Annotated in this window: 23 protein-coding genes and 1 tRNA gene; 7 read left to right on the forward strand and 17 right to left on the reverse strand. The window is 70.0% G+C overall.

Features of this window, described 5'->3' with window-relative positions:
* Positions 1 to 191: 191 nt before the first annotated feature.
* From rplA to AB0J97_RS32815, 5 genes are all read right to left on the reverse strand, one after another.
* On the reverse strand, positions 192 to 911 hold the full coding sequence (gene rplA, locus AB0J97_RS32795) for a 50S ribosomal protein L1 (protein WP_352325431.1): 720 nt from the start codon (positions 909 to 911) through the stop codon (positions 192 to 194).
* Between the two features lie 60 nt (positions 912 to 971).
* Complete coding sequence (gene rplK, locus AB0J97_RS32800; protein WP_357708255.1) at positions 972 to 1403, reverse strand: 50S ribosomal protein L11; 432 nt, start codon at positions 1401 to 1403, stop codon at positions 972 to 974.
* Positions 1404 to 1520: 117 nt separating this feature from the next.
* Positions 1521 to 2318, reverse strand: coding sequence for a transcription termination/antitermination protein NusG (gene nusG / locus AB0J97_RS32805; protein WP_364095878.1), 798 nt, complete (start codon positions 2316 to 2318; stop codon positions 1521 to 1523).
* A gap of 75 nt (positions 2319 to 2393) precedes the next feature.
* Positions 2394 to 2639 (reverse strand): preprotein translocase subunit SecE, encoded by a 246-nt coding sequence (gene secE, locus AB0J97_RS32810; RefSeq protein WP_125642950.1) that lies wholly within the window; start codon positions 2637 to 2639, stop codon positions 2394 to 2396.
* 75 nt (positions 2640 to 2714) lie between these two features.
* Positions 2715 to 2787 (reverse strand) — tRNA-Trp (locus AB0J97_RS32815).
* A 158-nt stretch (positions 2788 to 2945) separates the two neighbouring features.
* On the opposite strand from AB0J97_RS32815, the gene AB0J97_RS32820 reads away from it, so the two are divergent.
* The gene (locus tag AB0J97_RS32820) at positions 2946 to 4154 is read left to right on the forward strand and encodes a pyridoxal phosphate-dependent aminotransferase (protein WP_357708252.1); all 1209 of its coding nucleotides are present in this window, start codon (positions 2946 to 2948) and stop codon (positions 4152 to 4154) included.
* A gap of 88 nt (positions 4155 to 4242) precedes the next feature.
* Here the strand turns inward: AB0J97_RS32820 and AB0J97_RS32825 are convergent, their stop codons facing one another.
* Positions 4243 to 4767 (reverse strand): hypothetical protein, encoded by a 525-nt coding sequence (locus AB0J97_RS32825; protein WP_364095883.1) that lies wholly within the window; start codon positions 4765 to 4767, stop codon positions 4243 to 4245.
* A 41-nt stretch (positions 4768 to 4808) separates the two neighbouring features.
* Positions 4809 to 5396, reverse strand: a complete 588-nt coding sequence (locus AB0J97_RS32830; RefSeq protein ID WP_364095886.1) for a hypothetical protein — start codon at positions 5394 to 5396, stop codon at positions 4809 to 4811.
* Between the two features lie 161 nt (positions 5397 to 5557).
* On the opposite strand from AB0J97_RS32830, the gene AB0J97_RS32835 reads away from it, so the two are divergent.
* Positions 5558 to 6580, forward strand: coding sequence for an adenosine deaminase (locus tag AB0J97_RS32835; RefSeq protein ID WP_357708247.1), 1023 nt, complete (start codon positions 5558 to 5560; stop codon positions 6578 to 6580).
* On the opposite strand, the gene AB0J97_RS32840 is transcribed toward AB0J97_RS32835, so the two are convergent.
* Together AB0J97_RS32840 and AB0J97_RS32845 are read right to left on the reverse strand one after the other, a co-directional pair.
* A complete protein-coding gene (locus AB0J97_RS32840) occupies positions 6569 to 7351 on the reverse strand; it encodes a hypothetical protein (protein ID WP_364095889.1) in 783 nt (260 codons plus the stop codon). The two genes, AB0J97_RS32835 and AB0J97_RS32840, sit on opposite strands and share 12 nt — an antisense overlap.
* The gene (locus AB0J97_RS32845) at positions 7338 to 7877 is read right to left on the reverse strand and encodes an RNA polymerase sigma factor (RefSeq protein WP_357708245.1); all 540 of its coding nucleotides are present in this window, start codon (positions 7875 to 7877) and stop codon (positions 7338 to 7340) included. Before AB0J97_RS32845 ends, AB0J97_RS32840 begins: the two co-directional genes overlap by 14 nt.
* Before the next feature lie 116 nt (positions 7878 to 7993).
* On the opposite strand from AB0J97_RS32845, the gene AB0J97_RS32850 reads away from it, so the two are divergent.
* Positions 7994 to 8731 carry a methyltransferase domain-containing protein gene (locus AB0J97_RS32850; RefSeq protein ID WP_357708244.1) on the forward strand — a complete coding sequence of 246 codons (738 nt, stop codon included), beginning with the start codon at positions 7994 to 7996 and terminating at the stop codon, positions 8729 to 8731.
* A 71-nt stretch (positions 8732 to 8802) separates the two neighbouring features.
* Here the strand turns inward: AB0J97_RS32850 and AB0J97_RS32855 are convergent, their stop codons facing one another.
* From AB0J97_RS32855 to AB0J97_RS32875, 5 genes are all read right to left on the reverse strand, one after another.
* Positions 8803 to 9687 (reverse strand): carbohydrate ABC transporter permease, encoded by an 885-nt coding sequence (locus tag AB0J97_RS32855; protein ID WP_364096203.1) that lies wholly within the window; start codon positions 9685 to 9687, stop codon positions 8803 to 8805.
* On the reverse strand, positions 9687 to 10571 hold the full coding sequence (locus AB0J97_RS32860) for a sugar ABC transporter permease (RefSeq protein WP_364095893.1): 885 nt from the start codon (positions 10569 to 10571) through the stop codon (positions 9687 to 9689). Before AB0J97_RS32860 ends, AB0J97_RS32855 begins: the two co-directional genes overlap by 1 nt.
* Positions 10572 to 10644: 73 nt before the next feature.
* Entirely contained in the window at positions 10645 to 11913 is a 1269-nt protein-coding gene (locus AB0J97_RS32865) for an extracellular solute-binding protein (RefSeq protein ID WP_357708241.1), read from the reverse strand.
* Positions 11914 to 12121: 208 nt separating this feature from the next.
* Entirely contained in the window at positions 12122 to 13993 is a 1872-nt protein-coding gene (locus AB0J97_RS32870; protein WP_364095896.1) for an acyl-CoA dehydrogenase family protein, read from the reverse strand.
* Positions 13986 to 15233, reverse strand: coding sequence for an amino acid permease (locus tag AB0J97_RS32875; protein ID WP_364095899.1), 1248 nt, complete (start codon positions 15231 to 15233; stop codon positions 13986 to 13988). Before AB0J97_RS32875 ends, AB0J97_RS32870 begins: the two co-directional genes overlap by 8 nt.
* Before the next feature lie 80 nt (positions 15234 to 15313).
* Here AB0J97_RS32875 and AB0J97_RS32880 point away from each other — a divergent pair, with 80 nt between their 5' ends.
* The 4 genes from AB0J97_RS32880 (at position 15314) to AB0J97_RS32895 (ending at position 18315) form a co-directional block, all read left to right on the forward strand.
* The gene (locus tag AB0J97_RS32880; RefSeq protein WP_364095902.1) at positions 15314 to 15784 is read left to right on the forward strand and encodes an Lrp/AsnC family transcriptional regulator; all 471 of its coding nucleotides are present in this window, start codon (positions 15314 to 15316) and stop codon (positions 15782 to 15784) included.
* A gap of 70 nt (positions 15785 to 15854) precedes the next feature.
* Positions 15855 to 17276, forward strand: a complete 1422-nt coding sequence (locus AB0J97_RS32885) for a serine hydrolase domain-containing protein (protein WP_364095905.1) — start codon at positions 15855 to 15857, stop codon at positions 17274 to 17276.
* A gap of 20 nt (positions 17277 to 17296) precedes the next feature.
* The gene (locus tag AB0J97_RS32890; RefSeq protein WP_364095908.1) at positions 17297 to 17728 is read left to right on the forward strand and encodes a hypothetical protein; all 432 of its coding nucleotides are present in this window, start codon (positions 17297 to 17299) and stop codon (positions 17726 to 17728) included.
* Complete coding sequence (locus AB0J97_RS32895; RefSeq protein WP_364095911.1) at positions 17725 to 18315, forward strand: TetR/AcrR family transcriptional regulator C-terminal domain-containing protein; 591 nt, start codon at positions 17725 to 17727, stop codon at positions 18313 to 18315. Before AB0J97_RS32890 ends, AB0J97_RS32895 begins: the two co-directional genes overlap by 4 nt.
* Before the next feature lie 370 nt (positions 18316 to 18685).
* On the opposite strand, the gene AB0J97_RS32900 is transcribed toward AB0J97_RS32895, so the two are convergent.
* The 3 genes from AB0J97_RS32900 to AB0J97_RS32910 form a co-directional block, all read right to left on the reverse strand.
* Positions 18686 to 19831 carry an acetyl-CoA C-acetyltransferase gene (locus AB0J97_RS32900; protein WP_364095914.1) on the reverse strand — a complete coding sequence of 382 codons (1146 nt, stop codon included), beginning with the start codon at positions 19829 to 19831 and terminating at the stop codon, positions 18686 to 18688.
* Positions 19832 to 19903: 72 nt separating this feature from the next.
* Entirely contained in the window at positions 19904 to 20554 is a 651-nt protein-coding gene (locus AB0J97_RS32905; protein ID WP_364095917.1) for a hypothetical protein, read from the reverse strand.
* A 24-nt stretch (positions 20555 to 20578) separates the two neighbouring features.
* Positions 20579 to 21253, reverse strand: coding sequence for a class F sortase (locus AB0J97_RS32910; RefSeq protein WP_357708230.1), 675 nt, complete (start codon positions 21251 to 21253; stop codon positions 20579 to 20581).
* Positions 21254 to 21314 lie beyond the last annotated feature (61 nt).

Below are 21314 nucleotides of genomic sequence, written 5' to 3' on the forward strand. Positions count from 1 at the left end.
CCCCGCATAATTCGGGGAAAACCCAGGGTTCTCCCCCACAGACTGTGCACGATTCCTCCACAACCCCGCCCACCTGGCGAGATCATCCGGAACAGAAACGTCGCGCCTCGCGGGCACCTCCCCGCACGACGTGCGGAAAACCAAAAGGTCCCCGCCTGAGACAGGCGGGGACCTTCGGAAGAACGAAGCCGTTACGCGTCGAGCTCGGCGGTCAGGCCACGGGTGAGGTTGGGGTCGACGGGGACGCCGGGGCCCATGGTGGTGGAGAAGGTGACCTTCTTCAGGTAACGCCCCTTGGCCGCGGACGGCTTGAGACGCAGCACCTCGTCAAGGGCGGCGGCGTAGTTCTCGATGAGCTGACGCTCGGGGAACGACGTCTTGCCGATGATGAAGTGCAGGTTCGCCTGCCGGTCGGTGCGGAACTCGATCTTGCCGCCCTTGATCTCCGTCACGGCCTTGGCGACGTCGGGCGTCACGGTGCCGGTCTTGGGGTTGGGCATGAGACCACGCGGGCCGAGCACGCGGCCCAGACGGCCGACCTTGCCCATGAGGTCAGGGGTGGCCACCACGGCGTCGAACTCGTTGAGCCGGTTGCCCTTGGCGATCTCGTCGATCAGCTCGTCGGCGCCGACGATGTCGGCGCCCGCCTCGCGGGCTGCCTCGGCACGGTCACCGGTCGCGAAGACCAGGACCCGGGCGGTCTTACCGGTGCCGTGCGGGAGGTTGACCGTGCCGCGCACGATCTGGTCGGCCTTGCGAGGGTCGACACCCAGCCGCAGCGCCACTTCCACGGTGGCGTCGAACTTGGTGGTCGACGTCTCCTTGGCCAGCTTGGCGGCGTCGGCGGGCGTGTAGAGCTTGTCGCGGTCGACCTTGGCGGCCGCGTCCTTGTGCGCCTTGCTGCGCTTCATGTCTGTCTCCTTGTGGTTCGCGGGCCGGGACCCGGCCCTCCCACGGATCTGGGAAAAGTCTTAGTCGGCGATCGTGATGCCCATCGACCGGGCGGTGCCGGCGATGATCTTCTCAGCAGCCTCGACGTCGTTGGCGTTGAGGTCGGGCATCTTGGTCTCGGCGATGCTGCGCAGCTGCTCGCGCGTCAGACGGCCGACCTTGTCCTTGTGGGGGACGGCGCTGCCCTTGTCGAGACCCAGGGCCTTCTTGATCAGCTCGGGCGCCGGGGGCGTCTTCGTGATGAAGGTGAAGCTGCGGTCTTCGAAAATGGTGATCTCAACGGGGATGATGTTGCCCCGCTGGGCCTCCGTCGCAGCGTTGTACTGCTTGACGAAGTCCATGATGTTGACGCCGTGGGGACCGAGGGCGGTACCGACCGGCGGAGCGGGCGTGGCCTGGCCAGCGGGGAGCTGGACCTTGACGAGCGCCGCGATCTTCTTCTTCGGAGGCATGAGTCCTTCTCCGGGTCCTGATCGTGATGCCGTCCGGACGCGGATGCGCCCGGACATGTCGGAAGGCCACCTTTCGCGAAAGGCGGCCGACCGAACGTCTAAGTGTAGGTGATCGTCCTAGATCTTCGAGACCTGGTTGAACGAGAGCTCGACCGGGGTCTCACGACCGAAGATCGAGACGAGCACCTTGAGCTTCTGCGACTCGGGGCTGATCTCGCTGACCGAGGCGGGAAGGGTGGCGAACGGGCCGTCCATGACCGTGACGGACTCGCCGATCTCGAACTCGACCGTGGGGCCGCTGGCCGCCTTGGCGGTGGCCTTCTTGCTCTCCTCGGTCGGCTCGGGCGCCAGCAGCTTGGCGACCTCGTCGAGGCTGAGCGGGCTCGGCTTGTTGGACAGGCCGACGAAACCGGTCACGCCGGGCGTGTTGCGCACGGCGGCCCAGGACTCGTCGGTCAGCTCCATGCGCACCAGGACGTAGCCGGGCAGCACGCGCTCCTTGACCGGGACCTTCTTGCCGCTCTTGAACTCCTGGACGGTGTGCGTGGGCACCTCGACCTGGTAGATGTAGTCCTCCATGTTGAGCGACACGTTGCGGCTCTCGATGTTGGACTTCACGCGGTTCTCGTAGCCGGCGTAGGAGTGGATCACGTACCACTCGCCGGGGAGCCCGCGCAGCGAGCTCTTGAACTCCTCGACCGGGTCGACTTCAGGCAGGGGCTCGGCCTCCGCGTCAGCGGGGGCCTCCTCCGACTCTTCGACCTCGTCGGTCTCGTCGGCCTCCTGGAGAGCCGCCTCGACGCCTTCGTCGCGAGCCTCACCCAGCTCGTCGCCCCATTCGTCGGTGGTCTCTCCCAGCTCGTCGTCGCCTCGCTCGTCGCGTGGCTCCTCGGCCGGAACAGAAGACTCGGACACGTGACCTTTCCTCATTTCCTCGAATCGAATGGTGTCGCCATCAGCCGACACCACACGGCGTCGAGCTAGGCGGGCTCACTCCCCGCCGAAGACGCGGAGGACGGCCCAGCCGAGAGCGGCGTCAAGCCCATAGACGATCGCCACCATGATCAGAACGAATACCAGAACGACCGTGGTGTAGGTGATGAGATCCTTGCGTGTCGGCCAGATGACCTTGCGAAGCTCGTTGACGACCTGCCGATAAAAAAGGGCAGGTGAAGTGCGCGTCTTCTTCTCGCCACTGGGCTTGCCTGCGGTCTCGCCGCGCGTGTCGATCGCCACAGTCCTCACCTGAATCTGTCGTATCCAACGCAGTTCTGCGGCGCGCTTACACGCCATTTGCGCGGACCGCACTCGCAGGGCACGAGGGACTCGAACCCCCAACCGCCGGTTTTGGAGACCGGTGCGCTACCAATTGCGCCAGTGCCCTATGTCGTCAACCACACTACCCTGATCGACTCACTGCCTGGACCGAACCGCTCGCCGACATGCGGCGGAAGGACCAGGCGAAAGCATACGGGGGATTGCCCGGTACGTCGAACCCAAACCTGATCGCCCAGGTCACGCCCGCGTGGGAGCATGGTGAGCATGTCCACGCGACCCCGTATCTCCGCAAGAATCTCCGCGATTTCCGAGTCCGCCACGCTCGCGGTGGACGCCAAGGCCAAGGCGATGAAGGCGGCCGGCCGCCCCGTCATCGGCTTCGGCGCGGGCGAGCCCGACTTCCCGACGCCCGGCTACATCGTCGAGGCCGCGGTCGAGGCGGCCCGCGACCCGCGCAACCACAAGTACACGCCGGCGGGTGGCCTTCCCGAGCTGAAGAAGGCCATCGCCGACAAGACGCGGCGCGACTCCGGCTACTCCGTCGAGCCGTCCCAGGTGCTCGTCACCAACGGCGGCAAGCAGGCCGTCTACGAGGCGTTCGCCACGCTGCTCGACCCGGGCGACGAGGTCATCGTCGTCGCCCCCTACTGGACGACCTACCCCGAGGCGATCAAGCTGGCCGGGGGCGTCCAGGTCGACGTGGTGACCGACGAGTCCACGGGCTACCTGGCGAGCGTCGAGCAGCTTGAGGCGGCCCGCACCGAGCGCACGAAGGTCCTGCTGTTCGTCTCGCCGTCCAACCCGACGGGCGCGGTCTACTCGCGCGAGGACACCGTGGCGATCGGCCGGTGGGCGGCCGAGCACGGGCTGTGGGTGGTCACCGACGAGATCTACGAGCACCTGGTCTACGGCGGCACCGAGTTCACCAGCATCGCCACGGCCGTTCCCGAGCTGGGCGACCGGGTCGTGATCCTCAACGGCGTGGCCAAGACGTACGCGATGACCGGCTGGCGGGTGGGCTGGCTGATCGGGCCGTCCGACGTGGTCAAGGCGGCGACCAACCTGCAGTCGCACGCCACCTCGAACGTGGCCAACGTGTCGCAGATCGCCGCGCTCGCCGCGGTGTCCGGCGACCTGTCGGCCGTGGCCGAGATGCGTACGGCCTTCGACCGGCGGCGCCAGACCATGGTGCGGATGCTCAACGAGATCCCGGGCGTGTTCTGCCCGGAACCCAAGGGGGCGTTCTACGCGTACCCGTCGGTCAAGGAGCTGCTGGGCAAGGAGCTGCGCGGCCGGCGGCCCGGGTCGTCGGCGGAGCTGGCCGAGCTGATCCTGGAGGAGGCCGAGGTGGCGGTCGTGCCGGGCGAGGCGTTCGGCACGCCGGGCTACTTCCGGCTGTCCTACGCCCTCGGTGACGACGATCTGGTCGAGGGCGTCAGCCGCATGGCCAAGCTGCTGTCCGAGGCTCACTGAGCGACGTGGAAGGCGCCCTGCCCGGCCTTCGCGGGCCCGGCCGGGCGCCTCGGCGGTTCCACAAGGTCGCAGAAGACGCCTTCGCGGTTCAGGAGGCGCCTTCTCTGATGGCGGCGGCGGTCTGGCGGAGCTGGGCGGTCATGCCGGGTGTGGCGGCGAGGTAGACGGCCGTACCGGGGCTCTCCAGCCACATGAAGTTGCGCAGGCCGCCGCGGGTCGTCCAGCGCAGCGCCGGCTTGCCGCGGTAGGCGGTCAGGGTCGAGCGGGCCACCAGTGTGGCGAACTGCTCGGCCGTCCGCACGCCGCACACCACGCCCACCCGCAGCAGCTCGCCCTCGTCGTCGCGCCAGGTCACGCCTCTGACCTTGAGGCGCCTGGCGAGCGCGTCCAGACGGCCGAAGCTGCCCGAGCGGGCCAGCGGCGGCGGCGCGCCGGGGACCTTGAGCCTGGTCGATCCGCAGGCCAGCGTGACGGGCTTCCCGGCCGCCGGGTCGCTCGCCTGCTCGCTGGCCGGCGGCGGGGTGGCGCTGGGCGGCCGCGGCGTGTCGCCGCCGCACCCTGCCGTGCCGGCGGCCAGCGCGAACGTGATGAACACCGCTGCCGGACGCCGCATCGTCCCCCCATGACTCGTGGGATCAACCAGGGAAAAGGCTCCTAGTCTCCTACAGGACCACGGGCCGAGGCGGCAATAGGCAGCAGTTCGCCGGCGAGGGAGTCGCTCACCCGGATCCAGGCGCCCGTCCCGGGGCGCTCCAGCCAGGCGATCACCCTGCCGCCGCGCGGGTGCGGGCCGACGATCGCGGGCCGGCCGCGGACCGTGGTCTCGCGGGCGTCCGGCACGTCGAGGTGCGCGCGGTAGGTGTCCCAGTCCGCGGCCGCCGTACCGTGCTCGACCTGGGCTTCCACGAAGCGATCCGCAGTGCCGTACCTGGCCCGGACGCCGTCGGGGGCGACCGCTCCCCCACCGCTGCGGCGCAGGCCGCGCGGCAGGTAGGTGAGCCAGAGGTCGTCGGAGACGACCGCGAACAGGGGCTCGGGCGGGGCCGCCGCCGCGGCGCCGGGGCGGGGCGCCACCTTCAGGGGCGGCGCCGGCACGTACGACGAACCCGCCGAAGGCGGATGCGAACGGCCGAAACCCGACTGGAACAGGGCGTAGATGACGAGAGCCGTCATCGCGAACGCCAGTCCGGCGAGCAGCGCGCGCCGGCCCTGCCCGGCGACACCGCCTCCCTCAGGGATCATGGACGGTTGATCCCCCGATCCGGGCGACCTCTACCGTGCCGATGCCGGGCCGATCCCAGGCCGATCCCGTGCCGATCCCAGGCCGATCCCGGGCCGATGCCGGACCCGTCGCCTTCCGCGACACGCGAATCCGCACCTGGGGCCAGTGGCAAAATATGGAAATGCACCGGCCCCTGCACACGCTGCCCAAAGCCCATCTCCACCTGCACTTCACCGGCTCCATGCGACACTCGACGCTGATCGAGCTGGCCAGGGAGCAGGGGCTGCACCTGCCCGACGCGCTGGAGCAGGACTGGCCGCCGCGGCTGCGGGCCACCGACGAGCGCGGCTGGTTCAGGTTCCAGCGGCTGTACGACATCGCCAGGTCGGTGCTCAGCCGTCCCGAGCACGTCTACCGGCTGCTGCGCGAGACCGCGGAGGACGAGGCGGCGGCCGGTTCCCGGTGGCTGGAGATCCAGGTGGACCCGTCCGGGTTCGCGGCGCGGTTCGGCGGGCTCACGGCGACGCTGGAGCTGATGCTCGACGCGGCGCGGCAGGCCGCCGAGCACGCCGGGGTCCACATGCCGGTGGTCGTGGCGGCCAACCGGACCAGGCATCCGCTCGACGCGAACACCCTGGCCAGGCTCGCTACCCAATACGCCGACAAGGGCGTGGTGGGCTTCGGCCTGTCCAACGACGAGCGGCGCGGCGAGGCGCGCGAGTTCGAGCGGGCCTTCCGCATCGCCAAGCGCGGCGGGCTGCTGGCCGTGCCGCACGGCGGCGAGCTGCTCGGGCCGCGCAGCGTGGCCCAGTGCATCGACGACCTGGGCGCCGACCGGGTCGGGCATGGCGTCCGGGCGGCCGAGGACCCGTGGCTGATGCAGCGGCTGGCCGACCGGCAGATCTGCTGCGAGGTGTGCCCGACGTCCAACGTGGGGCTGGGCGTGGCCGAGCGGGCGGCCGACGTGCCGCTGCGGCGGCTGTTCGACGCCGGGGTGCCGATCGCGCTGGGCGCCGACGACCCGCTGCTGTTCGGCACGCGGCTGCTGCGGCAGTACGAGCTGGCCAGGGAGGTCTACGAGTTCTCCGACGCCGAGGTCGCCGAGCTGGCGCGGCAGTCGATCCGGTCCTCGACCGCGCCGGAGACCGTGCGCAAGGAGCTGCTCAAGGGCGTGGACGACTGGCTGACCGGCTCACCGGAGTGACTCGGCGATCTTCACCGCCCTCTCCTTGGTCCCGGCGCCCTCCAGGCGGTAGGTGAGCGTGTCGCGCTGCCAGACGAGGGTGGGGGCGGCCTGGCGCAGGGGGACCTCGGTGCCGTCCTGGCGGCGGATGTAGCCGAGCGGGTGCTCGCCGGGGATCCACCAGGCCGAGGTGCCGGCCACCTGGACGTAGTCGGGCCAGGGCGGGCCGAGCTGCTTGAAGAAGAACGGGTCCACGCCGCCCTGGAACTGGTCGAGCCGGACGCCGTCCGGCCAGAACATCGACACGACGCGGTCCTGGTCGGCGATGGTGGCGTGGTCGGGGGCGCCGAGCTCTGACGGGGTTCTGATCGGGAACTTCACCAGGGCGGGCAGGTCGTCGGGGGCGACCGGGCGCTCACCGGGGAGGTTCGCGGTGGTCCGTACCGGTGCCGGGGGTGTGTCGGCCAGTTGCAGTTCGATGCCGGCGAAGCGGAGGACCCGGGCCACGGCGGCGCGGCCCTGGGGGGTGGCGGCCGTGACGGCGATGACGGCCAGCACGACGGCCGCCACGACCTTCCACCTGGCCCGCCGTACGCGCCGCGCGCTGTCCTGGGGCTGGGTCTCCAGGCGGGCACGGACGGCGGCGGCGTCGGACGGAGGCGGCGACGGGGTCTCCAGCCGGGCGCGGACCGCGGCGGCGACGTCGGGCGGGGGCGGGGACGGGGTGTCGAGGAGGTCGCCGAGGGCGGTCAGTTCGGCTTCCAGGTCGTCGAAGGGGTCATGCGAGCTCACCGCCCACCTCCTCCCTCAGCCGGGCCAGCCCCCGATGGGTGCTGGACTTGACGGTACCGACCGGCCAGCCGAGCACCTGGGCCGTCTCCGCCTCCGACAGTTGCAGGAAGTACCGGCACACGACCGCCTGGCGTTCCCGTTCGGGCAGGCCGCGTACGGCCTCCAGCAGCCGGGCCCGCCGGTCGGTGGCGACGGCCGCGCCCGCCGGGTCGTCGGGGGCCGCGGGATCGGCGGCGGCGGTGAGCCGTACGGCCAGGTCGGAGCGGCGCCCGCGGGCCCGGGTCAGGTTGTGCGTCTCATTGGCCACGATCCGCAGCAACCAGGGACGGAAGGGCGCGTCCCTCCGGAACCCGGACAGATGACGGAAAGCCTTGACGAACGCCTCCTGCACGACGTCCTCGGCCTCGTCGCCCGCGCCGAGCATGGCGGCGGTGCGATGGGCGAGCGCGCTGTACCTGGCGACCAGGGCCTCGTAGGCCCCCAGGTCACCGTCGAGGGAGCGGGCGATCGCCTCGTCGTCGTCCATGGCGTGTCGCATTCCATCGCATCCGGCCGGGCGCGGGGAAGGGCGTTTCACGCATCAGGTCATCCTCGGGGGCATTAGACTCGTGCAATCCGTCTGCCCCTCAAAGGAACGGGACTATGTCTTCTGGGTATGACCGTGTAGTGCAACCGGCGGCCGGTGACGAGGCCCTGGAGAACCACCTGGGTGGGGACGAGGCCAAGAACTATCGGCAGTACGAGTTCGACATGGTCGCCCCGCACGTCGGCCGCTCGATGCTGGAGATCGGCTCCGGGCTGGGCCACTTCGCCGAGCAGTTCCTGCCGCGGCTCGACCGCCTGGTCGTCAGCGACTTCGACCCCTACTGCGTCGAGCAGCTCGGCAAGCGCTTCGAGGGCCGCGACGACATCGACGTCCTGCAGTTCGGCCTGCCGACCGACATCCCGCTGAAGGACAAGGTCGACACCGTCGTCATGATGAACGTGCTGGAGCACATCGAGGACGACGCCGAGGCGCTGCGCTCGCTGGCCCGCGTCACGCTGCCCGGCGGCCGGATCATCATCTGGGTGCCCGGCTACATGCAGCTTTACGGAGACTTCGACCGCAAGGTCGGTCACGTCCAGCGCTACACGCCCAAGACCCTGCGCGCGACGGTCTCCAAGGCGGGGCTCGACATCGACGTGCTCAAGCCGATCAACTTCCTGGGCGGCATCGCCTGGTGGGCGGCGGTCCGGCGGGGCGGCGTCGGCTACCCCGACCCGCGCCTGGTCAAGATCTACGACCGCACCGTGGTCCCGGCCACGCGGCTGATCGAGCGGTTCATCCGTCCGCCGTTCGGCCAGACGGTGTTCTGCGTGGCCCGCGTCCCGCAGAAGTAGGCCCGCAGAAACAGGCCCGCGGAAAGTGAGCCCGGCCGCCACCCGGTGGGTTGGTGGCGGCCGGACGTTTTCTACTTGATCGAGCCGGCGGTCAGTCCGCCGACGACCTTCCGCTCGATCAGCGCGAACAGGATGATCACCGGGATGGTGGCGATCACCGAGCCCGCGAAGAGGTTCTGCCAGTCCACCTGGTACTGGCCGATGAACGAGTTCAGCGCGACCGTGAGCGGCTGGTTCGCCGGGGTCGTGGTCAGGGTCAGGGCGACCACGAACTCGTTCCACGCCGCGATGAACGTGAAGATCAGCGCGGTGATCACGCCCGGCATGGCCAGCGGCAGCGTGATCCGGAACAGCGCGCCGAAGCGGCCGTTGCCGTCGATGAAGGCGGCCTCCTCCAGCTCACGCGGGATCGAGGCGAAGTAGGCGTTCAGGATCCACACCGCGAACGCCAGGTTGAACCCGCCGTTGACCAGGATCAGCGACCAGATCGAGTCCACCAGGCCGAACTGGTAGAACTCGCGGTAGATGCCGACGAGCATGGCCGTGGGCTGGAACATCTGGGTGATCAGCACCAGGATCAGGAACGCCGTGCGCCCCCGGAACTTGTGCCGGGCCGAGTAGTACGCGGCCGGCAGCGCCACGAGCAGCACCAGGATCGTCGAGCCGCCGGCGACCTTGAGCGTCACCCACAGGTTCCCGGCCAGGCCGCTGGTCCAGAAGTTGGCGAGGTTCGACCACACCCACTCGTCGGGCCAGAACGTCACCTCGCGCAGCGACTCCTGCGACCGCAGCGAGGTCAGCAGCATGACGAGGTACGGGAACAGGAAGACGAACGCGACGATGTACGCCGCGGCCGCCACGATGACGGTCTTGACCCTGGGCAGGCGGCGCTGCGCCCGCCCGCGGTGACCGGACTGGCGGCGCGGACCGGCCTTGGACATGGTCTGCACGGCCATCACGCCACCTCCTTGTTCCAGCGCGACACCTTCAAGAAGATCGCGGTCAGCACGATGACCATGCCGAAGTTCACGACGGACATCGCGGCCGACTCACCGATGTTCGAGTTCTTGAGGATGAACATGAGGATGGTCGAGGTGGCCGTCGAGTAGCCCGGCTGGCCGTGGGTCATCGCCCAGATGATCGGGAAGCTGTTGAAGACGTTCATGACGTTGATCAGCGCGGCCACGGTGAGCGCGGGGCGCAGCAGCGGTAGCGTGATCGACCAGTACGTCCGGAGTTTGGTGGCGCCGTCCATCTTGGCTGCCTCGTAGACGTCGGCGGGGATGGTCGCCAGCCCGGCCAGCAGCGCGTACGTCGTGAACGGCACGGAGACGAAGACCGCCACGAACACCAGCCACGGCATCGCGCTGGAGGCGTCGCCGAGCTGGTCGGCGGAGGCGCCGCCCATCGCGTCGATGAGCCCCAGCCTCACCCTGATCTGGTTGATCACCCCGACCTCGGGGTCGAGCATCCACTTGAAGATGATCGCCGTCATCAGCACCGAGGCCGCCCAGGGCGCGATGAGCGCCCAGCGAGCGATCTTGCGGCCGGGGAAGCGCTGGTTGAACAGCTGGGCGAGGGCGAGCGAGATCAGCACGGTGAGCGCGACGACCGCGACCACCCAGACCACGCTGCGGATCATGATGTCGGCGAAGTCCTTCTCGCCGAACAGCTTCGTGTAGTTGTCCGGGAAATTGTCTCCCTGGACCACTCCGAACCGGCTGATCTTGAGGAACGACGACCGGATCATCTCGATCACGGGCCAGAGCACGACCAGCGCGATCAGCACCACGGCCGGCCCGATCCAGGCCAGGGGTTCGAGGGCGCGCAACCTTCTCATGAGGAACCTTCCATGACGGTGGAGCCGGCGCGGGGACGCGACCCGCGCGCCGGCTCCACAGACCCCCGCTGGATCAGCTGGCTTCGGCGGTCTTCTGCAGCTCGCCGAGGACCTTGGCCGGGTCGTCCTTGACGGCACCGCCGATGGTCTGCTTGATCGCCGGGTTCACCTCGGCCCACTTCGGGTCCTGGAACGGGTAGAAGCTGGCGTTGGGCAGCGCGTCGAGGAACGGCTTGAGCTTCTCGTCGCCGGACAGCTTCTGGATGCCGCCGTTGGTGACGGGCAGCAGCTTGTAGGTGTCGGAGATCTTCTGGGCGGCGTTGCCGGTGTAGAAGAAGTCGAAGAACTTCTTGATCTCGGCGGCGTGGCCGTTCTTGTTGAACGCCATGATCCAGTCCATGACGCCGAGGGTGGTGTCGAGCGGGCCGGACTTGCCGGGGATCGCCGCGACGCCGTAGTTCTTCAGGCCGGCCGCGTCGAAGATCGGGATCGACATGGGTCCGCCGTTGACCATGCCGACCTTGCCCGCGCCGAAGTCCTCCCAGACCGTCTTACGGTCCTTGGTGCCCGGGTTCGGGGTGGTGAGGCCGGCGTCGACCAGGCCCTTCATGTAGGTGAAGGTCTCGACGTTCTGCGGGGAGTTGATGGCCCACTTGCCGGAGGCGTCCTTGTAGCCGCCGCCGTTGCCCAGCATCCACAGGAACGACTCGCCCTGGGCCTCCTCCTGGCCCAGCGGGAGGCCGAACGGCTGGCTCACGCCGGCCTTCTTCAGCTTCTCGGCGTCGGCCTTGAGCTCGTCCCAGGTCTTGGGCGGCTCGGCGATGCCGGCCTTGGTGAACAGGTCCTTGTTGTAGAACAGCGCGCGGGCGGAGGAGACGAACGGGAGGCCGTACGCGGCGCCGTCCACCTTGCCGAAGTCGGCGAACTTCTGCAGCAGGTCGCCGGACACGGCCGGGGACACGACCTCGTCGACCTTGTAGAGCAGGCCGTCCTTGACGAAGCCGGAGTAGTCGCCGGTCTGCAGGATGTCGGGCACCTGGCCGTTCTGGACCATGGTGGCGACCTGCTTGTCGATGTCGTTCCAGTTGATGACCTGGACGTCGACCTTGATGTTCGGGTTGGCGGCCTGGAACTCGTCCACGACGCCCTTCCAGAACGTCTCGCCCGAGTTCGGCTTGCCGGGGCCGTCGCCGTAGTCGGCGGCGACCATCTTGAGGGTGACCTGGCCGCCGCCCGAGGCCTGGGTGTTGTTCCCGCCGCCACCCGAACCGCCGTCGGAGCCGCAGCTGGACAGGACCAGCATCGTGGCAAGGCCGAGAGCGGCGCCGCCCACAAGCTTCATGTTCACTGGTGATACCGCCTTCTCGTCGGACGGGTGGCTGGTCCGTACCAGCTACCTGACCCCGTCCAAGGGGATGAGGGGTGCGAGAGCCACAGCTCAACGCGTTTGCGCCAGAGTAAGCCTGTGTTCAGCAGCCGGTCTATACCGGCTGGTATCGGTTTGAAAACACTCAGGGCAGAAAAAGCTCACAACCGGTCTAGACCACGCGTCACAGGATCTTTCTCCGCACGTTCTCCCCGCCGTCCGGCGTCCCGATCCACGGCCCCTCGATGGACGGGTCGAGGATGCCCTCCTCCAGGAACTCGTAACGGCCGTCGAGCACGTAACCGGCCAGGCGGACGTCCTGTTCGTCGCTGTTGTCCCAGAGCTCGTCGAAGAGCGTGCGGACGCGGCGGCGGGCCTGCCTGCAGAAGGTGTCGGCCAGCTCGTACGGCCTGCGCCCGAGGTCGTCGGCGTCCTCCTCGGCCTTCAGGCAGACGGCCGTCATGGCGTACAGCTCGGCCCCGATGTCGACGATCCGGCCGAGGAAGGACTGCTTGTGCTCCAGCCTGCCCTGCCAGCGCGACATGCCGTAGAAGGTGGACCGGGCCAGTTTCCTGCTGGTCCGCTCCACGAACCGCAGATGCTGGGCCAGCGGGCCGAAGGCGGTGTAGGCCGTGGGCAGGTTGCCCGAGCCGGCCATGAGGGTCGGCAGCCAGCCGGCGTAGAAGCGGCTCGCCCGGCCGAGCGCCTGGGCACGTTCCTGGCGGGACGCCTCGGGGTTGATCAGCTCACCGGCCGCGGTCAGGTGGGCGTCCACGGCCTCGCGGGTGATCATCAGGTGCATGATCTCGGAGGAGCCCTCGAAGATGCGGTTGATGCGGGAGTCGCGCAGCATCTGCTCGGCGGGCACGCCGCGCTCGCCGCGGGCGGCCAGCGACTCGGCGGTCTCGTAGCCGCGTCCGCCTCTGATCTGGACCAGTTCGTCCAGCGACCGGTAGGACATCTCGGTGGCGTACAGCTTGGCGAGGGCGGCCTCGATCCTGATGTCGTTGCGCCGGTCGTCGGCCAGGCGGGCGGTGAGCTCGCTGACGGCGTCCAGGGCGTACGCGGTGGCCGCGATGAAGGCGATCTTGGTCGCCACGGCCTCGTGCCGGCCCACCTTGCGGCCCCACTGCTCGCGGGCGTTCCCCCACTCACGGGCGATCTTCAGGGCCCACTTGGCGTTGCCCGCGCAGGTCGCCGGAAGGGACAGGCGGCCGGTGTTGAGCGTGGTGAGCGCGATCCGCAGCCCTTGGCCCTCCTGCCCGATCAGGTTCCTTGCCGGAACTCTGACCTGGGAGAACTCGGTGACGCCGTTCTCGATGCCGCGCAGGCCCATGAAGCTGTTGCGCCGCCTGACCGTGATGCCCGGACTGTCCCCCTCGACCACGAAGGCGCTGATCTTCTTGCCGGTCCTGGCCATGACCACGAGCAGGTCGGCGACGACGCCGTTCGTCGTCCAGAGCTTGACCCCGTTCAGCACGTAGTCGTCGCCGTCGCGCACGGCGGTCGTGGACAGCCGCGCGGGGTCCGAGCCCACGTCGGGCTCGGTGAGCAGGAAGGCCGAGATCTCGCCGGCCGCGCAGCGGGGCAGGAACTCCCGTTTCTGCTCCTCGGTGCCGAACTGCTTGAGCGGCTGCGGCACACCGATCGACTGGTGCGCCGACAGCAGCGTGGCCAGCGCGGGGCAGTAGGAGCCGACCAGCGTGAGGGTGCGGCAGTAGTACAGGTAGGGCAGGCCGAGGCCGCCGTACTCCTCGCCGATCGTGATGCCGAACGCCCCGAGGGCGGCCAGGCCCTTGACCACCTCGTCGGGCACCTGCGCGGTGCGCTCGATGAGGGCGGGGTCGACGTGGTCCTCCAGGTAGCGCCGTACCGCCCGGACGAACTCCTCGCCCCGCCTGGCGGCCTCGTCCGGCGGCCTGGGCGCCGGATGCACCAGATCCAGCCGGAGATCGCCGAGGAACAGCTGCTTGGCGAAGCTGGGCCGCGTCCATTCGCGCTCCCTGGCCTGCTCGCCGACCTGCCTGCTCTCCGCGTACTTGGTCTGCTCACTCATGGCACCCTCCCGACGGTGCGCCGTCATGTGCTGGGAGTACTGCCCGCCTGACAGCTTTAAGCACGCCCAGCGCGACGGCGGCCAGCACGGCCGGCACCGCCAGGAAGGCCCCGCAGCACGCCAGCGCGACCGCCGACATCCCGGTCGCCACGACGGCGGTGACCCGCAGCCGCCCGGCGGGCAGCACCCGGACCGCCGCCGCCACGCCCGCCGCCGTGACGGCCGCCAGGCACGCCGAGGTGGCCCGCATCAGCAGGTCCAGATCCACCGCCCACACCACGACGGGCACCGTCAGCACGGCCAGCGCCCCCAGGCTCCGGTACGGCCCCCGTCCCCCGGCCAGCCAGGCGGGCATGGCCCCGTCCCTGGCCAGCGCCACCCCCAGCCGCGCCGCCCCCGCCAGGTACGTGTTGACCGCCCCGAACGTCAGCAGCACCGCCAGCACCCCGGTCACCGGCCGCGCCACTCCCCCGAGGCCGGCCTCCAGCAGCGCGCTCAGCGGCACGCCCGGCATGTCCGCGCCGAGCACGCCGACCGAGGTGATGCTGACGCCCAGGTACAACCCGCCGACCACGACGAGGGTGACCACGGTGGCCCTGGTCAGCCCGCGCCTCCCGGCGGCGAACTCGGCCGACAGGTGGCTGGCCGCCTCCCAGCCCACGAAGGCGAACATGAGCACCCCGGCCGCGCCGGCCACCCCGGCGAGCCCGTGCGGGGCGAAGGGGGTGAAGCGGTCGAGGTCGGCCCGCGGGGCGGCGGTGACCACGGCGACGGCCAGCAGGGCGACGAGCAGCGCGACGGAGGCGAGCTGCAACCGCCCCGCGGTACGCAGCCCGGCGACGTTGGCGGCGAACGCCGCGGCCAGGATCAGCACGCCGGCCAGGGTGCCGTCCACGCCCAGGCACGCCTCGACGTACCGGCCGCCCACGAGGGCGCCCGCCACGGTCCCGACCGGCACGGCCCCGTAGAACCACCAGCCGACCACGGCGGCGGCCCGCGGCCCGAAGGCCAGCCCCGCGAAGCTCGCCACCCCGCCCCCGTCGGGATACCGGACGCCGAGCGCCGCGAACGTCAGCGCCACCGGCACGCTCAGCGCGAGCAGCCCCGCCCAGGCCAGCACGGAGGCCGGCCCCGCCGCCGCGGCGGCGAGCTGCGGCAGCACCAGCATCCCCGGCCCCAGCACCGCGCCCACCAGCAACGCCACGCCCTGCCCCGCACCCATCCGGCCCTGTTCAGTCACGCACGTGAAAGTAGCCCGATCGTTCGGCCCCGCCCCCGCTCCACCGAACGTTCGATCGGAGAAGGGTGCAGAATCGCGTCATGGACGAACTTGATTCGGCGATCATCCGCCTGCTCCAAACGGATGCGCGGCAGTCCAACCGGGAACTGGCCCGCCGGCTCGGCATCGCCCCCTCGACCTGCCTGGAACGGGTGAGGGCGCTCACCCGGCGCGGCGTGATCCGCGGCTACCACGCCGACATCGACCCCGCCGCGCTCAACCGGAACACGCAGGCGATGGTCTCGGTCCAGGTCCGCCCGCTGAGCCGGGCCGTGATCAACGCCTTCAAGCAGTCGGCCGCCGAGCTGCCCGAGGTGCTGAGCGTGTTCGTGCTGGCCGGCGGCGACGACTTCCTGCTGCACGTCGCGGTCCAGGACCTCGACCACCTCCATGCCTTCCTGCTCGACCGGCTCAGCAAGCGCAAGGAGATCGTCGGCTTCCGCACCTCGGTGATCTTCCAGCAGGTGCACGACACGGTGCCGGAGCGGCTGCCGTCCCCCACGGAGACCTGACTTTCGTCGGGGGTACCACTGGACCGTCGGCAGATTCGGAGGTGGGGGCGTTCTCCGTACGTTTGCCTGCATGAGCTTGAAGATCGCCCTCGCCGGGCTGGCCGCGGCCCTGACCCTCACCCCCGCTTCCGCCCCGGCCTTTGCCTCGGCCCCCGTCGAGCCGACCCCCGCCGCCGTGGACTCATATCTGCGCGAGGCGCTGGAGGCCACCGGCGTGCCCGGCCTGTCCGTCGTGGTGACCCACGGCGACAAGGTCGTGCACGCCGCCGGGTACGGCAAGGATTCCGAAGGGCGTGCGATCACCGCGGCCACGCCGATGCGGGTGGCCTCGGTGAGCAAGTCGTTCACCGCGCTGGCCGTGATGACCCTGGTGGAGCAGGGGAAGATTGCACTGGATGAGCCGGTGGCCGGGCAGCTTCCCGGTTTCCGGATGGCCGACCCGCGCCATGCCAAGATCACTGTGCGCCAGTTGCTGAACCAGACCTCCGGGCTGTCCGACAGCTCGCTGGACATCGGCGACCTGGAGTCCGCCGGCTCGCTGGCCGACTACACCGCCCGCCTGGCCGAGGGCCGCCTGGCCGCCGACCCGGGCAGCCGGTACGCGTACTGCAACGTCAACTACGACCTGGCCGCCCGGCTGGTCGAGACTGCGAGCGGCCGGCCCTTCGACGCCTTCATGAAGGACCGCGTCTTCGGCCCGCTCGGCATGACCGGCAGCGCCGTGAGCGCCCAGGCCGTCCGGCCGGCGGACGGTTTCGTCTCGGTCTACGGCATGTGGCTGCCCCGGCCGGAGGCGTCCGGGTTCCTGGACGGCAGCGGCTCGGGCGCGGTCATCACCACTGCCGCGGACATGGGCAAGTGGCTGATCGCCCAGAACGGCGCCGGCCGCCCGCTGGTCAAGAAGCAGAGCCTGGAGACCATGCACAAGCCCGGCCTGCAGGGCTACGGCATGGGCTGGGGCCTGGAGGAGGAGTCCGGACTGCTCGTGCACTCCGGCAACCTGTTCACCTACAACGCCGTCGAGGCCGTCTCGCCGAAGACCGGCTACGGCTTCGCCGTCATGACCAACGGCGCCTCGCTCTACGACCCCACCTACGACATCATGCGGGGCCTGGCCGCGATGAGCGAGGGCCGCGCGCCGGCGGCCCTGGGCGGCGACCGGCAGCTCTACGACCTGGTGCTGGGCCTGCTCGCCGTCGTGGCGGCCGGCCTCGGGGTCATGGGCGTGCTGCGGGCGCGGCGGTGGGCGAACCGGCGGTCGGGGAAGCCGTGGTGGCGGATCGCCCTGCGGCTGGTGCCGGTGCTGCTGCCGGTCCTGGTGTTCGCGTTCTACCCGAACTGGGTCTCCGTGCTGCTCAACGGCCGGTACGTGACCTGGGAGCAGCTCACCTACTTCCCGGCGTCGTTGTCGATCACCCTGCTCGCCGCGGCCCTCGCAGGGCTCGTGACCGCCGTCGTCCGAATTTGTGTACTGTGTAAGCTTACCAAGTAAGCAAATTCGAGGAGATCCCGATGACCGCGGTCGCCGTCGCCGTCCCGCTCGTATGGCTCGCCTGGCTCGTCCTCATCGACTGGGTGCCCATGTTCCCGCTCAACGACCTCAGCGGGGCGAACGTCAAGGGGCGGGCCCTGGCCGCCGCGATCAACTACCCGTTCCCGCTGCTCATCGCGGCCGGCGTCGCGCTGCACCGGACGTGGTCGCTCGCCGCCGCGACGGTTCTGTGCCTCCTGGTCATGGCCGGTCACGTACGGAGCTGGTGGCTGCCCTACTTCGGCACGGCCACGGACGAGCAGCGCGAGCTCTACCGGCGCGAGTACAGCCGCACCTGGAAGGTCCTGCCGACCGCGGGCCGTGCCGTGGTCATCGACGTCCAGCACATGGTGGTGGGCGTGCTGTCCCTGCTCATGCTGGCGACCACGATCGTCGTTACGCTGACCGCATGACTCAGGCACCCAGGCGGGCGGGGCGACCGGCCGTGCTCAGCGTCGAGCGCATCGTGGCCGCGGCCGTCGGCATCCTCGACGCCGAGGGCCCCGACGCGCTGACCATGCGCCGCCTGGGCGCCGACCTCGGGGTGGCGGCCATGTCGCTCTACCGTCACGTGCCCAACCGGGACGCGCTCGTGGCCCTGGTCGTCGACCGGCTGTTCGCCGAGGCCATGGCCGGTTACACGCCGGTCTCCGACTGGCCGCGGGCGCTGGCCGGGTTCGCCGTGGCCTACCGCCGCTTCCTGCTCGCCCACCCGCGCGCCGTCCCGCTGCTGGCCACCCACCCCGTGGACGTACGGCTCGCCACCGAGCTGATCTCCGGCCTCCTGGCCCGCTTCGAGGCGGCGGGCGTGCCCACCGCCGACACCGTCAACGCGGTGCAGTCGGTGGGCGTCTACGTGCTCGGCCACGCCCTGGCCCAGGTCGGCTCCACCGCCGAGACCCACGACGCGGACGCCCTGCGCTTCTACGACCAGTGGTTCGACGCGGGCCTGCGGGCCATGGTGACGGGCTTCGAACAGCAGCTCGCGGCGGCCGGTTAATTCAGTTGCCCGCCGTCACGGACACGCCGTAGCTTGTCGGTCATGCGCCTTTACCTGTGACAGCAGCCACCTCAGTCCATCGTCCGACAGACGCGGCCACGCTGTGCTCGCCGACGCCCGGCCCTTTCCGGAGCCGCGTCCTGAGTCCGCGTAAAGGAGCTTCACATGCGAGTTCGTTCAGCCAGGAAGAAGACCGCCACGCCCGTGCCGCCCCGGCAACTGCCCAAGATGCCGCAGCGACCGGTCGTTTCGCCCCGCCGGATCATCCCGTCCAAGGGCCGCTAGACAACTACCGGGATGGTAGTTAGCGAGCGCCGCCTCCCCTCTTACGCCCGGGAGGCGGCGCTCACCCTTTCCTGGACCGGTTCTCCTAGAGCCGCTCGATGATGGTGACGTTGGCCTGGCCGCCGCCCTCGCACATCGTCTGCAGGCCGTAGCGGCCGCCCGTGCGCTCCAGCTCGTGCAGGAGCTTGGTCATCAGGATCGCTCCCGTGCCGCCCAGCGGGTGGCCGAGCGCGATGGCGCCGCCGTTGGGGTTGACCTTGGCCGGGTCGGCGTCCAGCTCCTTGATCCAGGCCAGCGGCACCGGGGCGAACGCCTCGTTGATCTCCACGACGTCGATCTCGTCGATCGACATGCCCGCCTTCTTCAGGGCCCGCCGGGTGGCCGGGATCGGCGCGGTCAGCATGTACACCGGGTCGTCGCCCATGAGCGCGAGCTGGTGGATGCGGGCGCGCGGGGTCAGGTTGTGCTCGCGCACGGCCTGCTCGGAGGCGATCAGCACGGCTCCGGAGCCGTCGGAGATCTGCGAGGAGGTGGCCGCGGTGATCTGGCCGCCCTCCTTCAGGGTCTTGAGCCCGGCCATCTTCTCCAGCGTGGTGTCGGGCCGGGGGCCCTCGTCGTCCTCGACGCCGTTGATCGGGGCGATCTGGTCCTTGAAGTAGCCGTTCGCGACGGCCTTGGCGGCGCGCTGGTGGGACTCGTAGGCGAACTGCTCCAGCACGTCACGCTGGAGTCCCCACTTCTCGCACATCAGCTCGGCGCCGCGGAACTGGGAGATCTCCTGCTTGCCGTAGCGCTCGACCCACTTGTCGCCGAACGGGAACGGCATGCCCTTCTCCAGCGCGGCGGTGATCGACGCGCCCATCGGGACGATGCTCATCGACTCCACGCCCGCGGCCACCACCAGGTCCTGGGTGCCCGACAGGACGCCCTGGGCGGCGAAGTGGATGGACTGCTGGGACGAGCCGCACTGCCGGTCGATCGTGACGCCGGCCGTCGTCTCGGGCAGCCCCGCCGACAACCAGGCATTTCGCGCGATGTCCATGCTCTGGGGGCCGAACTGCATGACGCACCCCATGATGACGTCCTCGACCGCCGCCGGATCGACGCCGGTGCGGTCGATGAGCGCCTTCAGCGTGTGGGCGGCCAGGTCGGTGGGATGGACGGTGGACAGACCGCCCTTCTTCTTGCCGACCGGGGTACGGACCGCTCCGACGATGTACGCCTCTGCCACAGTGCCTCCTGGAAACCGAGCATTATTCGGTTATTAGGGAGAGACTACAACAGAACGACGTTCTGTGGCTCGTCACTCCGGGGGCAGAAGGTCCTCCGCGGCGTCGACCCTGAACCGCCACCGGTCCACGACCAGCCCGTTCAGCGATTCTGCCAGCTCCAGAGCCAGACCTCCGAGCTTGACGGGCTCGTCGCCGCGCAGCTCGATCGCGGTCAGCTCGGTGGCGAACGGCAGCAGCTCCCCCACCGCTGGCGGCTGCCCCTTCTGCGGGACCAGCGCGGCCCGGATGTCGCCCGACGTGTACGTGAACTCGTCCTCCCCCTGCTCAAGCAGGGGCGCCAGGTCCTCGGCGGACGGGCGTACCGGCAGGATGACGGCGGGACCGCCCCCCTCACCATCAGCCGGATCGCTCACCTCGCCCCGGCACACCGCGAGCCCCTTGAGCCGGAAGGCCAGCCCCTCGGCCAGGTAGCGGTCGAAGAAGTCGAACGGCAGCGGCCCCTCGGCGGTGACCCGGCAGGCCCACACCTTCTCCAGCACCCCGCCGGTCAGCTCGCTGTCGGCCTCGACCGGCGCGCACACCCGCACGTCGGCCGCCACGATGTCGTCGCCGTCGGGTCGTGCGTCCGGATCGGCCAGCCGGACGATCCGCAGCAGCTCGGCGGTATCCGGTTTGACGGGCAATGCCGCCGTCGGGCCAGTACGCAGTCTCCGCTTCGCCATCCAGCCCATGCCCGCCTCCGCGAATCAGCTTCGATAGGAGCTCGTCATCGTCGCGTAGACGATGATGTTGTCGTTGTAGTGCCCGATGGTGCGATCGTAGGTCCCACCACAGGTGATGAGGTGGAGCTGGGCGTTCTCCCTGCCCCCGTAGACGCGCTCGGTCGGGAACGTCTTCTTGCTCGCCTGCTCCACGCCGCCGACCGTGAACACGGCGGTCGTCTTGTCCTGGCGTCTGACCTCGATGGTGTCGCCGTTCTTCAGCTCGCCGAGGCGGCTGAACACGGCGCTGCGCGTCCGGGTGTCCTTGTGCCCGAGCAGCACCGCCGGGCCCGCCTCGCCGGGCGTGGACATGTTCCGGTACCAGCCGGCCAGGTTGGGGTTGTCGGACGGCGGCACCTCGATCGCCCCGTCCTTGGCCAGCCCCACGGACTTGATCGGCGCGTTGATCCCGAGCCGCTTGATCACGATCCGGACCGGCGTCGAGGGCAGCATCGGCGGCGCCGGCACGATTTGCGGCAGCGGCGGCGGCTGGTCCGGCGGCGCCTGGAACAACGCCTGCTGCGGCTGCCCCGACGCCTGCGTCTGCACCGCCACGGGCAGGGCGTCCCTGTCCATGCCGTACTCCTCGGGCGACTGCAGCACGATCAGCATGCCCGCCACGACCGTGACGACCCCGGCGATGGCCGCGCCGATCAGCACGGTCCTGAGCGCGGCACTCCCCCTGTCCCGCGGCGGCGGGCCACCGTAGGGATACTGCCCG

It is taken from the genome of Nonomuraea sp. NPDC049607, assembly GCF_040675375.1.
Taxonomy (GTDB): Bacteria; Actinomycetota; Actinomycetes; order Streptosporangiales; family Streptosporangiaceae; genus Nonomuraea.